This is a genomic window from Pseudomonas sp. ASL4, assembly GCF_056680395.1.
On the sequence record NZ_CM155280.1, the window covers coordinates 4,900,583 to 4,913,798 of the forward strand.

Below are 13,216 nucleotides of genomic sequence, written 5' to 3' on the forward strand. Positions count from 1 at the left end.
AAGGCTCTTACAGCCCGAAAATAGAGGGTTTAGGGATAGGTTTGCGGGGGCCGCCCAACTAAATGACCGGGATCATATTGTTGATGATCTCCCGTGTGTAACGAGCCAGTTCCTTGGCACTCATGCTTGCGACCTCATCCGCCTCAATGGGTTGATGGGCGACGATACTGACTTCAGTAGAGCGCAATGAGTTGTAAGCGATGCTCCCAACAGCAGGACTGATCGTAACGGGAATGATCCCCACGCCCATGTCCTTGGCAATCCGAAAGGCCCCTGCCTTGAAAGGCAGCATTTCCCCACCGTTGTTTCGGGTGCCTTCAGGAAAGATCCAGATGGAAGTATTGTCTGCAACCACACTCTTGCTAATTTTGCGCAAGCTCAGAATAGAAGCCCGGGGGCTATTTCTGTCAATGAACAGACTGCCCGTCAGCCAATACAGTTGCCCAACCAGAGGCAACCATTTGAGTGATTTTTTACCGACAATAACCGTACCTGGTTTCAGCGCCTCAGCAACAATCAGAACATCATAGTTACATTGGTGGTTGGCCACATAGATGTAAGGCTGGGCGTTGGAGATCGTGTCGAATCCACTGACGGCGACACGAACCGAGAATATTTTATTGATCACCGAGTATGACCGGCAGGCCACATGCAAATTTCTATTCTTTACAGGGTTGATTAGCATGTATAAGCATAAAAAAGGAAAACTCAGGACAATGAACAGCAGCACCAGCAACCATCTTACAAACGAAATCATAGATTATCCGCCTTGCCTGAATCACTTGAGCCGGTGAAAAAACCCTCTCGAACATCGACACGTTCAATCAGTGCGACACCATAAAAACCTTCGTCATCAACACACACCATCACCCCAAAACTTTGGGGCCGGAGGCCGTTCGCGATTTCGGCCAATTGATAGGCGCCCACCAAAGACAGACTCAAAGCCTTTGACCGATCCAGCATCTCGAACCGCCCCCCAAAGGCCAGATTCAGGATGTTCGAGGACATCTGCCATGAATCCGGAGCTGCGAGATTTATCCGGCTGAGTTCATCAAGATCAACACCCTGCTCTGCTAGAAACGAGAGTACCAGATCGATCAGCCCGGCCGCGTTTGAGGGTAAGAGACGCCCCGTCATGCATGACCTGACGATCAGTCCCGGCGCTTTCAAGTCAATACATACCTGAAAGCTGAAAATCGCTGCCGTATCCAGCCGTTCTTCAGCAGGGAGATTAATGCTCTGTGCGTAAAGCGTTCCGAACTCACCGCTAAACGTTTCCATCGCCGTCGTGTAGATATAGTCAGACTCGCCTCGCATGGCAATTCTTGACGCTTGTACCAAGGCGTTATAGAAACTCAACTCTTTCGCGCACAGAGAAACATTCGGTCCCTTAATGCCATATTTGATCGCCAACTGACCCAATGAGGAATTGATGACGGTATTGGGGATCTGTGCCGGATTCACCTGAAATGCAAAACGACTCTCGTTCGACTCTTTTATCAGCTGGATAACCGTGTCGATGGAACCATTGGACGTTGCACCGATAATGGCCGAACGCGCCAGGGAGTCACCGTGGTTACCATCTTCAATCAGCGACATCGCGGCCAATAGCAACAGGGATTGCCGATCGAAATTTTTCAGCTCACGGCTCGGCACAAGTTCGCTGGAAGCCAGGTCCCACGCAGGCCTGCTTCCCCGATGTAACTCCACTCCCCCGTGCTCGAATACACCAGGCATTTGCAACATGACCCAATCGCTCAGGACCAATGCAACGATAGCGTCACCCGTCATTTGAGATTACCGAATACAAGAATTGAATTATTCCCGCCAAAAGCGAAAGCATTATTAACCACCACGTCGACTTTTCCGGGTCTGAAGCCTTCCGCGACGATGTCGATGGGTATTTCAGGGTCCTGTTCGCAAACATTGATCGTAGGAGGCAATCCTTCGCCTAGTGCGAGCATGCAGGCAATTGCTCCAAAACCAGCCGCCGCGCCCATGCTGTGCCCCATCATTGACTTGATAGAACTAACCGGCGGTGGCGAATGGCCGAAGACTGCCTCAATTGCCTTGTACTCATTGCTGTCATTGGCAACCGTGCCGGTACCGTGAGCGCAAATATAGCCAACAGCTCCAGGCGCGACCGATGCATTTCCAAGCGCCGACTTCATGCAATCGCCAACGCTATGATGATTGAGTCTCACCATATGATCGGCATCACAGTTCATCGAAAACCCAAGGACTTCGGCATATATCGGCGCCCCACGACGCATTGCCCGATCGTAATCTTCAAGGACCAGTGCACTGCCACCTTCTGCGGTCAAAACGCCTTTACGGCCCGAATTGAAAGGCGTGCAGTTTTTGTCTGTCATGCTGCCCAATCGATGGAATGTTGCAAACGTCGCCTTGTAGACCGCATCGCTTCCACCGCAAATGGCAAGTTCGCAGTCCCCGGACTTGATGGCCTCATAACCGAATATCAACGCTGTGTTACTGGCCGAACACGCGTTGCCAATCGTGACTGACTCGCCGGTCGAACCTATCGATCTCAAGACATCGCGGCTTATTTCAGACGCAAACGTATGCTGCACCGCCGCATGCAGGCCTGCCCGGGGCTCGGCCATTGCCGTCACCATGTCGTCAATCAGATTGGACTCACCATAGGTCGTGCCGAAGTAACAATTGACCCGCTTGCCGGAAATCGCTGCCCGCTCAATTCCCGCATCCGCGAGCGCCAACCCGGTGGCGGCAAGGGCAAAATGGCTGGGAGTTCCGGACCGAGCGAAAGAACCGAAATCCGGAATCAATGTGCTGATGTTGGATTTCACCTCACATCCATACTTTCTTTCAAACCGGTCCGTGTTGACTTTCGAAAGCGGTCCCGTGCCGTTCACCCCTGTTTTCAACGCATGGAAGAACGCAGCTTTCCCAATCCCGATCGGGCTGACCGGCCCCAACCCAGTGACGACGACCCTTCTGCCCTTGTCGGAGCTCATCATGCACACTCAGCCTCAAGCAGGGTCTTGTCGATAAACGAGAGAATTGAATCGACGCTGGTTATCCGTGGAATGTAAGCCTCATCGACTCGAACTTGAAAAGCGCCCTCGATACCGGCCAGGATTTCTATTCCTGACATCGAGTCAGCACCGTAAGCCTCTATGAAGTCTTCGTTATTTCGGATCTCTGCGACGCTGACGCCCAATACTTGAGAAACAATCTCCTTGATTTTTGCTTCGTGAACATGAGTCATAAAACCTCCTGGAATGACGGTATCAGATGATAAAAGGAATTACTTTGAAGCTATCGAGTTGGTACTGCGTGTAGTCCGCACCAAAATAACCAACCAGCATTTTCTCTTCGCCATGGACTCGTTTAAGAATCAACAACAGTGCGACAGAGAAGACAATCAACGCAGCATAAAGACTGGTGTAGAAAGCAAAACCCGTGACCACAAGAAGTGTTCCTAAATACGCCGGATGCCTGATGTACCTGAAGGCACCGGCCTTAACCAACTCATGATCGGTCAACAAGCGCAGTGAGTGCGAAAAATGCCGACCCAGTATGATTTTTCCATGAGCCCGCAGACCGATGCCACACAAGATGATAAATGAGCCCATCATTTGAAATAAGACATCACTGCGTATCAACAACTGCAACAACATGACAATCGATATTGCACACGACACCAAAAACCCACTTTTGATACCTTTATCAAAAGTGCTTTCGCTGTCGGTCTCCTGTAGGAAATAAAATTCTGCAAACAGCAAAACACTTGCCATGATGATCGGCTGAAGTAACGCAACACCGCTGCAATAAAGCAGCACCACAGAAGAACACAATAGCGGCATCAGCAAACTGGCGGCGACATCAACTCTGAATGTTTTCAAAATATCCTCCTACCAATACCGATAATTTCGTCGGAGTCATGATCACGCTCACACCCTTTTCGATATGCCACGGATAGATGAAAAGATCGTTGAAGCGAGCCCATGGAAATAATTTTCTCTGGCGCCTGAAGGTGTCCATAAAAGACAGTACTTTGTAAATCCTGAACAGGGAGCGTACTTTTACTCTTCGCAGCCTGGCAATGCCCTCAACCGTTTGGAGCCTGCCGTACACTTCGCCTACCAGATCGTTATAGGTCACCGTGTCATCGCTGAGTAGGTAATACGTCTGCAGTGCCTGGTCAGGGCGGCGCGCCAACCATTGGATAATGCACTTCGCAATACTATCCACGCCAATGACATGCAGTGCCGGGAGTTCATCTATCACCAATGGCAGCAGTTTCAATTTGCACAGTGAAATCATCGGCAACAGGTTTTTGTCGTGACGACCCAGTACTGTCGGCACCCGCAAAATCACGCCTTGCACTTTGTGGCTATTTAATTGGATAGCTTGCTCGGCCGCCCACTTATCGTCGGCGTAAGCATCCAGTCTTTTTTCAGGGTTATGCGCTTTGACGCTGCTTAAATGAAAAAAATGCTTCTTGTCAGCGGCACCAGCTTGAATCGACGCCAGTATCTGCTCCGTGAGTACCTTGTTACTGTCGGTGCCCGCCCCCAAGCGACTAAGCCCGATCCCCGTACAGTTGACAATAAAGTCACTGTCGTTAACTAACTCGATAAATTCCGTGGAACCGATTTCGCAAACATCATAACCAGCCTGCGGCATGCGTGAATGGCGGATGACCTGGATATCCTTCTCCTGACTCAGGGCCTCGTAGACGCCCCGTCCAATAAAACCACTGGCCCCTAAAAGCAGTAACTTCTTCACGTGTGCGCAATCCCTTTCATGGTGTTAAAGACTCAACCGTGAAACACCCTGAGCGATAAATTGTGCGGGCCTGCATGCCCTGTTTTTGCAGTGTTTTCCTGACGGTTCTAAGGAACATACCGTGGGATATGACAATCATCGTTTTCCCTGCCTCGGCGCTGGACTTGTAAAGCTCCTCGGCGACACCTACAGCCCGAAGGTATTCTGCTTTTCGGGAAACAGCTCCCAGCGAAACCCCTAGCAACCACAGAATTCTGTGCACAGCGAACCATTGCCTTAACCCCATTTTCAGGAAGGGAATGGCGCTTAACCGCAGGTCGTACTCTTGTAATCGGCTATCCTGTTGAATACGCGCAACCTCAAACAGCCTGCACGCCGTTGCATAGGCTCTGTTGACAGGTGAGGAAATGACATTGGCTTCGGACGTTAACAGTGGCTGCGACAAGTCCGACCGATTCAAGAACCCTTTTATTTCATCCTCATCGATAGTTGAGGTCTGGTTATATTCATCCAGAAGCACTTTGGCCGAGGCGGAGTTGCAGCGCTCGTAATTGACCAACGGTGAAGCGTGACGTATTAAATAAATCACAGTAAATAGACCCCCGTTACAATCGCATTACCGACAATAAACAGAAACGGTGTATCCCACGTGTGAGGGGACTTTGCTTCCGTCAGGGTAAGGGCAAGAGGAAAAATAGCACACAGCAATACAAACTGACGCCACTCAAAATAATCTTTAAACAGTACACAAAACAACATCGACATCACGAATACGGTTGCAGATCCCTCCAGGGTTCTCTTGAATTTCTTATCGACAAAAAACCCTTTGGCGACGTATTCATGCTTTCCAAATCGGATGCCGACAGGTTCTGCCAAACCATCACCGAAAGTGGTGGCTAAAATAGTGATATAGATCAACTCAATCGGAACACCGGCTGCCAACCAGACATATTGCGTCACCCACAATACCAGCAACCCCGCCACGGTTTGGCTCACCAACCAGGAAAGTGTATGCGGCGAGTCTTCGGGCCGATCGATACTCGCAAACATATGTTGAGCAAGCAAATAACGGCGACGCGCCCAGCCGCACATAGCCAAGAACAGAATAGCGGTGGACACCACAGATAGCAGTAACCGCTCATGAGTACTTTGAATGTTGAATAAAGCGAAAAAAAGGCTGGGTAGCAGGAACATCGCAAAATGCCCCACCTTCCTCGTATAGTTGACCCGCACTCCTTTATTGATGACCAACAGCCCCAAACCCTTGCATAGCATAAAATAGAAAAGAACAATACCTAACAGAGCCGAACCGACCTGGACCATTTTATTACCACTTCATCGATATCTTAAATAATAGGCAGGCCTGCACCGCACCGCACCGTTACGACTAGCGGATAAATACAAGCTGCTTAAATAATTTTTCGCAATGCATCAACACAGTAATCCACGTCGGCAATGGTGTGGTTGTACGTCAGACACAATCTGATCCTGGATTGATGATTCGGCACAAAGGGCGGCACGAACAGTGAACCCATGATCCCTTTGCCAACCAACTCGGCATTGACCCGGGCGGCCTCCATCGGATCTTTGAATATCACCGGGATCACGGCAGTCTTCGAATAGAGCTTATCAACGCCAAGTGAGTCTATTTGCTCATGTGTATAACGAGTGAGTTCAGCAAGTTGAAGCCGACGCGCAGCGCCTTCCGTGGCGTTGATCTCCAGTGCCGTACATGAAGCTGAAGCGACACCCGGTGAAACCGATCGGGAAGCGTTGTAGGTGGGACAGCGGAACCGGACTCTTTCAGCGAACGCCTCATCCTTGAATACAACAAACCCACCGGATGAGCCAAAGGCTTTGCTCATGGTGCCGACGATGTAATCGATCTCCGAGACCACTCCAGCCGATTCGCAAGCCCCTTGGCCGGAGCCACCCAACATACCGACACCGTGAGCATCATCGATGTAGATTTCGAGGCTCGGATGGATCTGTTTCAACCGGGCGATTTTTCTGAGATCAGCGACATCACCGTCTGCCGAGAAAACCCCGTCGGTAATGATTAAAATTTTCTTGTCTTGATTCAGTCGAACTAATTGCTCGAGCATTTCGACATTGGCATGACTGTAGGCCCTGAATGGACAGCCCGACAATTTCACGCCGTCCCAGATCGACACATGTGACAACTTGTCCAACAAAATCAGGTCAGCACGCTCGGCGGCCAATGGGATAACACCAAAATTCGCCTGATAAGAGGTAGTAAACATGAGCGATGTACGTCCTGCATACAATTCGCTAAAGCCATTTTGCAGACGCTCGTGGTATTCGGTAAAACCACTGAAAATCATCGGGCCGCCGATGTTTGAACCGTATTCCCGAATGGCAGTAATCGCTGATTCCTTCATGCGCTCGTGATTTGAAAGCCCTAAATAATCGCACGATGCAAAGTTCAACATTTTCCGACCATCAGCGAGCGTCATGTCCCGACCACAGGCTGAACGGACTTTAGGAAAATATGTGTAAAAACCCAACTCTTTCGATTTTAATGCAACGTCATCAATACGCATAAGGCTCTCATTCTACCGGCGCGGTATATCTATAAATGCGATAGGCTCTTTCATTGCAAATACCGTCCCTGGTGAGATGGCGCATCGTTCGAAGAACCATGACGTTATCCTCCAGCATCCAGGACAGGCTGATTTTGCTACGACCGACCTTATTCAACGCGATAGCAGCTAACTTTAAGGTCAGCGCTATCGACAATCCTTTTCGTTGATACTCAGGCGCGACGCCCGTAAAAAAAGCGCGACCGTACAACCCCTGCTCATTCATGGCGGGAGCGAACATCGTAAAGCCAACAACTTTAGCGTCATGCTCGGCAATCAGCGCCGATATGCTTTTAATATTGCGCGAAGCAATTTCAAACTGCTCTTTGGATGCTGGACTGTACCCCCAGTTTCGCTCCCAGGATTGATTATAACAATCGGCTAGCAATTGGCTTTTGGCGACCAGTTCATCTTGCCCATAGTGATGAAACTCAATACCCGTCAACCGCTGAGTGAGTTTTTCTTCCAGCGCATGCTGTTGATAGCCTTGGGCAGGCGGTTGAAAGACAATTTCAACCAGGTCTTTTTCCTTTCGCAATCCTGCTTGTACCAAGGCATCAGTCAATTCAATCGTATTTGATGGCAAGGAAAACACATTGAAATCAGACTCAAAGGTGCGCAGCCCTCGCTCAATCAAAAATGAACTGTGAATTGGGCCAACCAAGTCAGACACCTGTCGAGGTAGCAACCGCGTACTGTTTATATACTCAACCGAACTGCGCATCAGTTGTTGCAAGACACTCGCCACTGGTAGTGCTATCAGCGTTGAAAAGTACGCATTGCCAAGCCCGTTGACCGTGAACTGTTTGTCGAAATGCACGATGCAAAAAGCAACGATCTCGCCACGCTCATCCTTCCAGGCTACCGGTAAATTATGCTCAGTTGCGGAGTATTCGCAGGCAGCCGTTACTCGCTGCTCAAGTTGCTCTTGGGTGCGGCCCACTACCGAAACACGCTTATCCAAACATTCCAGGGCATACCAATCGCATGCCGCCAGGCCTATGACTCTACTCATCGGTATTCTCGACCATCATTTGCTGAACGGTTTCTAGGCGGCCAGACACAAAGCGCTGGTGGTTTTGTCATCGATTTCGATCCAGAAGGGAACGATACTTTTGTTATCGATAAGCTGCGGTGGCGAAATTCGGAGTGTATTGACTCCCATCCGTTTTAGCAGACGCTCATTCCCTACCGCACTAAACGCGATCAATCGAAACGCACCCTTTGAGCGTGCAACGTCAATCACTTCCTTCACTAACCTCACCGTGTTTTTCCAGGCTTGCTCAGCACTCAACACCTGACCTTTCGGTTGGCTGATGGCGAACCGAGAGAGTTCCCATATACCCTCAGAGAACGGCGGCGGACTCCCGCCCATTAAGTGAGGGAAAACATCCCTCAACAGGTATGGACGATTAGTGGGAATTAACCGGGCACAACCAAATATTTCGCGTTCATTATCACAGGCCAGCACATACACCGTATCAGGGCGATCGAAAGCATCTAACTCCATCCCTTCCTCACAATGCAACGGCCACCCTAACTCTTTAACGAACACCTGATATCTATATTTAGCGAGCGCAAAAGCCATCCCAGGCAATAGATCACTAACAGTCCCTGTTACCGCAGCTAGCATGACAGTCACTCAGCAAATATTATTTAACCAGTACAACAAATCGAATGCTGTGTTAGTAGCTGCCCAAATGGGCAGGTTAATTAAATCAACATCCAATAACGAGCAACACCGATCGCTCGGTAATGATTAATTTTTTAGCTGGACGAATTGAAAAGTCTGTCATCCCCGTGGCGAGGACAAAAATTCCGAAACTTAAAAATACAGACTTTCTAGTACTTCAGTACTAAAAAATATAGCGCACTACTGCGCCCTTGCAGGAGAGTCATCTGGGCTACAGCCCTTACCGAACGTGGTGTTGCCAATGCCTACATCAAAACCGATACAAATCAGGGCTACCTCCCTGCCGCGCTCCAATTCTGTATAATAGCCGCCGCCCTTCTCACTAAGGGCGCTGACCACGGAAGGTAATATTGGTGAAAGAATGGCGCGAAGACTTCATTGAGTTAGTTTCTGGCTGCTGCTCAGAAAATGAATTATTCAATGAACTGATTAAAATAACTTCCAACTTGGGGTTCGAGTTCTGTTCCTACGGACTAAAAACCCACTTGCCGTTAACATCCCCGCAATATTTTCTACTTTCAAACTATCCCGCCCCTTGGGAAAAAAGATATGTAGCCGAAAATTATTTCTCCCAAGACCCCACCGTTGAACATGGGCTAACACGCTCCATCCCCATGACTTGGTCTGCTGAACAACAAAGTCAAAGTCTGAAATTCTGGGAAGAAGCGCGACATTACAACCTCAATCATGGCTGGTGTCTTTCTTCGCAACGCGGATTCAACAGCATTGGCTTACTCTCCGTTTCCCGTTCCAGTGAATATATTTCACCGACAGAACTGGAAAATAAAGAAACCAAGTTAATTTGGCTGACCCAGTTAGTGCATGAGTCCATGACGCGTTTTTTTTCCGAAAAAAGCATACCTGGAATGTATAGGCCACTGACCGCACGCGAAAAAGAAACCTTGAAGTGGACGGCCATTGGAAAAACCTATGTCGAAATCAGCATTATTCTAAATATCGACACGCGGACTGTGAAATTTCATTTGGTCAATTCCATGCGCAAACTTCAAGCTTCGAACAAAGCCGAAGCAGCGGTCAAAGCGTCCTTGATGGGTTTGCTGTTCTAAGCAAAAAACCGCGTGATGGTGTTATGGAGAGTTAAACACCGGCGCCCCCAGATTCAACATCAGTCGATTGGCCCAGGCGAAAATCGAGATCGCGTGGATCAGATCCAAAACCTGTGCATCGTCCAGCCCTTGATCGCGAAGCGTGAGGATGTGACGGGCGCTCAGCGACGCCGGCTCCAGGGTCAGGTCAATGGCGAACTGCACGATGGCCTTTTCCCGATCGGTGGTGCCGGCGGTTGCCGGGTCGGCAAACACTCCCTATTCAAGATGATCCCCAGCATCGACCGGGTGAACTTTCCCTGTCCAATAATCAAACGTGCTGACTTATGCCGTTGCGCTCACGCGTGTTGGCCCAGTGTGCAATCGGCCCTGATTGTCAAAGCTCGAAACCCGCTAGCACCCTGTGGTTGCGAATCACTTTTTGCCAGCGGGCTGTGCCGCTATCAAGGCGTCGGTAATGTTCTCTTGTGCTCTCCCTCGGCCAATCAGCCAGCGTTGAAATGCCCGGCATTGCGCTTTCTGCAAAGTATTCGGGTGCCAACTCAGGTAATACGGCGAGGGCAGCGGCATGGCTCGCTGCCAAGGAATGATCAAGCGCCCTTCATCGATGTCACGGGCAATCATCGAAAACTGCGCCAGCACTATTCCCTGGTGATCGATGGCGGCTTGAATAGCCATGCTGGACGAAGAAAAGCTACGACGTATGGCAATCGTCTGCTCGACGGCAGCGCCCTCCAGTTCAAACCATTCGGCCCATGAGGGGGGTGAGTCAAATTTCGGCCGCGAATCGATACGGATAAGTGGGTATTGGAGCAGGTCACCGGCGTGTTCCACATTGCCCGGATGGCCTAAAAGCGTCGGTGAACATGCCGGCACCACACAATCGCGAAACAGCACAACGCTATGCCCGGCATATTGGCCAGGTTCGCCATAGCCGATACGAAAATCTGCGTTTTCCTCCTCCGAAGTATCTGCCAGCGTGCCATCGAGATAGATGTCGAGATCACCATCCTCGTGCCGCCATTCGTAAGTGAGCGGCGCCAGCCACTTGGTCATGAGCGAAGGCAGGCCACTGACATACAAATTGTTGGGGTTTTTCGAACGCTCTACTTCGGAAACGGCGGCTCTCAATTCTTCAAACGCGATAGAACACCGCGCATGAAAACGCTGGCCAATGGCATTCAGTCGCAAGCGCTGTCCCTCCTTGACCGTCAAGCTCATGCCCAGCGCCTCATCAAGCAACTTCATCTGCTGACTCACCGCGCCCACAGAGATGTTCAATCGCTTTGCGGCTTGGGATATACCGCCGCAGTGACCAACGGTTTCGAATATTTGGAGGGCTCGTAAGGGCGGTAAGCGGCTCATGGCGATGCGAAGGTCTCGAAAGTATTTTATGTTTAGTTTTTCTAATAAAACTGACAGAAATTACCATATTTTCTTAATTATTAAATCGTTTTAGTCTTCTTGCGCACTCAATCGGGCTGACAGCTCAGTCGGCCCGGCACCCTCAATCATTTGGTTTTTTGGGAGTTCGCAATGAAAGCTCATCCTCAGCAGATCACTCAGGTCGTCCTCGGTGATAGAGAACCTTCCATCGAAGAGTTCGTAGCTGTTTCCCGTTATTCAGCCAAGGTGTCGTTTTCCGAGACCTACAAGAACCGCGTGAAAAAATCCCGTGGTTTGGTTGAGCGTTTCCTCGAAGAGAATCGCTTGGTCTATGGAGTGACCACAGGGTTCGGCGATAACGTTCGGCACGTGATTTCGCCGCAGAATGCCAAGGAGCTTCAGGTCAACATCGTGCGCTCCCACGCTGTCGCAGTGGGAGAGCCGCTCAAGCGTGAACAGGTTCGTGCTATCCAGTTGATGATTCTGATCAGTCTTGGCAAAGGTTTTTCGGGGGTGCGCCTGGAGTTGTTGGAGCTGATTGCCAGCCTGCTCAACAACGAAGTGGTGCCGTTTGCGCCAGGCGAGGGCTCGGTGGGCTATTTGGCAGTCGAGGGGCACCTGGCATTGGTACTGCTGGGCGAAGGCAAAGCCAGGGTCAACGGCGGCGAATGGGTGGATGGCGCCACTGCACTTGAACAGGTCGGCCTGCAACCGACAGACCTGCAGTGCAAAGAAGGATTAGCCATGCTCAATGGCACCACGTCAGTTACAGCTATCGCTATTCTGGCGCTCTACAACGCCATGCAGACAGCCTCCGTTGCCGATGTCGCCGCGGCGCTTTCGCTTGAAGCGTTAAAGGGCACGATTCGCGCATTCGACCCTCGCTATCATTCGGTCAAGGCACACAAAGAACAGGCGCAAACTGCCAAGCATATAAAAGCAATGCTGCACGATAGCCAACTGGTCGCCGAAAACATCGATTACCGACTTCAGGACGCCTACAGCCTGCGCGCCATTCCCCAGGTGCATGGTGCTTCGAAAAAATTCATTGATCACGCCCGGGAAAATATCGAAAACGAAATTCACTCCTCGGGCGACAACCCGGTCATCTACCCGCTTGATGACGGCGACGGCATTGCCATCTCAGGCGCCAACTTCGACGGCACCTACATCGGCATGTCAGCGGATTCGTTGTGCGTGGCGCTGGCCAGCCTGGCGAAGATTTCCGAGCGCCGTATCGACCGCATGGTCAACTCGCACTTCAGTGAAATGCCGGCCTTCCTGGTACGCAACCCGGGCCTTAACAGCGGGTACATGATCCTTCAATACACGGCCGCTGGCCTGTATGCGGAAATGAAGACGCTGTCGTTCCCTTCTTCTGTTGACAGTTTCTCGACCTGCGGCAACCAGGAGGATCTGGTCAGCCTCGCCTATAACGCCGTCATCAAGGCTTACAAGGTTTCCGAAAAACTTGAGTCGGTGCTGGCGATTGAACTGCTGGTGGGCTGCCAAGCCTTGGACTTCCATGATGTGCACAAGGCTTCCAGTGTCACCAAGGCCGTTTATGATCTGGTGCGTAGCCGAGTGCCGGTCGCCGACAATGATCGTGCATTCTATTTGGACATGGTGAGTGTTACCGAACAGGTACGCAGTGGTGAAATCCTGGCCACGGTGCAGAAAACCCTGAAGTAAAA

General features: G+C 50.5%; 14 protein-coding genes and 1 pseudogene. 2 read left to right on the plus strand and 13 right to left on the minus strand.

Annotated features, from left to right (window positions below):
* Window positions 1-58 precede the first annotated feature (58 nt).
* The 11 genes from AC1MEW_RS22135 to AC1MEW_RS22185 all read right to left on the minus strand — a co-directional run bounded on the left by AC1MEW_RS22135 (window position 59) and on the right by AC1MEW_RS22185 (window position 9,009).
* Window positions 59-757 (minus strand): lysophospholipid acyltransferase family protein, encoded by a 699-nt coding sequence (locus AC1MEW_RS22135; protein WP_480423686.1) that lies wholly within the window; start codon window positions 755-757, stop codon window positions 59-61.
* Window positions 754-1,791 (minus strand): hypothetical protein, encoded by a 1,038-nt coding sequence (locus AC1MEW_RS22140; protein ID WP_480423687.1) that lies wholly within the window; start codon window positions 1,789-1,791, stop codon window positions 754-756. Before AC1MEW_RS22140 ends, AC1MEW_RS22135 begins: the two co-directional genes overlap by 4 nt.
* Entirely contained in the window at window positions 1,788-2,999 is a 1,212-nt protein-coding gene (locus AC1MEW_RS22145) for a beta-ketoacyl-[acyl-carrier-protein] synthase family protein (RefSeq protein WP_480423688.1), read from the minus strand. Before AC1MEW_RS22145 ends, AC1MEW_RS22140 begins: the two co-directional genes overlap by 4 nt.
* Window positions 2,996-3,250 (minus strand): acyl carrier protein, encoded by a 255-nt coding sequence (locus tag AC1MEW_RS22150; protein WP_480423689.1) that lies wholly within the window; start codon window positions 3,248-3,250, stop codon window positions 2,996-2,998. Before AC1MEW_RS22150 ends, AC1MEW_RS22145 begins: the two co-directional genes overlap by 4 nt.
* 22 nt (window positions 3,251-3,272) lie before the next feature.
* Window positions 3,273-3,887 (minus strand): methyltransferase family protein, encoded by a 615-nt coding sequence (locus AC1MEW_RS22155; protein WP_480423690.1) that lies wholly within the window; start codon window positions 3,885-3,887, stop codon window positions 3,273-3,275.
* On the minus strand, window positions 3,868-4,773 hold the full coding sequence (locus tag AC1MEW_RS22160; protein ID WP_480423691.1) for an NAD-dependent epimerase/dehydratase family protein: 906 nt from the start codon (window positions 4,771-4,773) through the stop codon (window positions 3,868-3,870). The genes AC1MEW_RS22155 and AC1MEW_RS22160 overlap by 20 nt, the downstream gene beginning before the upstream one ends.
* 16 nt (window positions 4,774-4,789) lie before the next feature.
* Window positions 4,790-5,332, minus strand: a complete 543-nt coding sequence (locus AC1MEW_RS22165; protein WP_480423692.1) for a histidine phosphatase family protein — start codon at window positions 5,330-5,332, stop codon at window positions 4,790-4,792.
* Between the two features lie 26 nt (window positions 5,333-5,358).
* Window positions 5,359-6,096 (minus strand): hypothetical protein, encoded by a 738-nt coding sequence (locus AC1MEW_RS22170; RefSeq protein WP_480423693.1) that lies wholly within the window; start codon window positions 6,094-6,096, stop codon window positions 5,359-5,361.
* Between the two features lie 86 nt (window positions 6,097-6,182).
* Complete coding sequence (locus AC1MEW_RS22175; RefSeq protein WP_480423694.1) at window positions 6,183-7,337, minus strand: aminotransferase class I/II-fold pyridoxal phosphate-dependent enzyme; 1,155 nt, start codon at window positions 7,335-7,337, stop codon at window positions 6,183-6,185.
* 7 nt (window positions 7,338-7,344) lie between these two features.
* Window positions 7,345-8,391, minus strand: coding sequence for an N-acetyltransferase family protein (locus tag AC1MEW_RS22180; RefSeq protein ID WP_480423695.1), 1,047 nt, complete (start codon window positions 8,389-8,391; stop codon window positions 7,345-7,347).
* Between the two features lie 33 nt (window positions 8,392-8,424).
* Window positions 8,425-9,009, minus strand: a complete 585-nt coding sequence (locus AC1MEW_RS22185) for an acyl-homoserine-lactone synthase (protein ID WP_480423696.1) — start codon at window positions 9,007-9,009, stop codon at window positions 8,425-8,427.
* A 413-nt stretch (window positions 9,010-9,422) separates the two neighbouring features.
* Between AC1MEW_RS22185 and AC1MEW_RS22190 the strand changes: the two genes are divergently transcribed.
* Entirely contained in the window at window positions 9,423-10,136 is a 714-nt protein-coding gene (locus AC1MEW_RS22190; RefSeq protein WP_480423697.1) for an autoinducer binding domain-containing protein, read from the plus strand.
* 21 nt (window positions 10,137-10,157) lie between these two features.
* Here the strand turns inward: AC1MEW_RS22190 and AC1MEW_RS22195 are convergent.
* Both AC1MEW_RS22195 and AC1MEW_RS22200 read right to left on the minus strand, forming a co-directional pair.
* Window positions 10,158-10,391 (minus strand): annotated as a pseudogene (locus tag AC1MEW_RS22195) (carboxymuconolactone decarboxylase family protein); the annotation flags it as partial.
* Window positions 10,392-10,550: 159 nt separating this feature from the next.
* Complete coding sequence (locus AC1MEW_RS22200) at window positions 10,551-11,501, minus strand: LysR substrate-binding domain-containing protein (RefSeq protein ID WP_201256931.1); 951 nt, start codon at window positions 11,499-11,501, stop codon at window positions 10,551-10,553.
* A 171-nt stretch (window positions 11,502-11,672) separates the two neighbouring features.
* Here AC1MEW_RS22200 and AC1MEW_RS22205 point away from each other — a divergent pair, with 171 nt between their 5' ends.
* Window positions 11,673-13,214 carry an HAL/PAL/TAL family ammonia-lyase gene (locus AC1MEW_RS22205; protein ID WP_201256930.1) on the plus strand — a complete coding sequence of 514 codons (1,542 nt, stop codon included), beginning with the start codon at window positions 11,673-11,675 and terminating at the stop codon, window positions 13,212-13,214.
* The last annotated feature ends 2 nt before the right edge of the window (window positions 13,215-13,216 follow it).

Bases quoted from the DNA above. Each gene is read 5' to 3' on its own strand.
- AC1MEW_RS22135 (WP_480423686.1), bottom strand. From the start codon at position 757: ATGATTTCGTTTGTAAGATGGTTGCTGGTGCTGCTGTTCATTGTCCTG.
- AC1MEW_RS22140 (WP_480423687.1), bottom strand. From the start codon at position 1,791: ATGACGGGTGACGCTATCGTTGCATTGGTCCTGAGCGATTGGGTCATG.
- AC1MEW_RS22145 (WP_480423688.1), bottom strand. From the start codon at position 2,999: ATGATGAGCTCCGACAAGGGCAGAAGGGTCGTCGTCACTGGGTTGGGG.
- AC1MEW_RS22150 (WP_480423689.1), bottom strand. From the start codon at position 3,250: ATGACTCATGTTCACGAAGCAAAAATCAAGGAGATTGTTTCTCAAGTA.
- AC1MEW_RS22170 (WP_480423693.1), bottom strand. From the start codon at position 6,096: ATGGTCCAGGTCGGTTCGGCTCTGTTAGGTATTGTTCTTTTCTATTTT.
- AC1MEW_RS22175 (WP_480423694.1), bottom strand. From the start codon at position 7,337: ATGCGTATTGATGACGTTGCATTAAAATCGAAAGAGTTGGGTTTTTAC.
- AC1MEW_RS22180 (WP_480423695.1), bottom strand. From the start codon at position 8,391: ATGAGTAGAGTCATAGGCCTGGCGGCATGCGATTGGTATGCCCTGGAA.
- AC1MEW_RS22185 (WP_480423696.1), bottom strand. From the start codon at position 9,009: ATGCTAGCTGCGGTAACAGGGACTGTTAGTGATCTATTGCCTGGGATG.
- AC1MEW_RS22200 (WP_201256931.1), bottom strand. From the start codon at position 11,501: ATGAGCCGCTTACCGCCCTTACGAGCCCTCCAAATATTCGAAACCGTT.
- AC1MEW_RS22205 (WP_201256930.1), top strand. From the start codon at position 11,673: ATGAAAGCTCATCCTCAGCAGATCACTCAGGTCGTCCTCGGTGATAGA.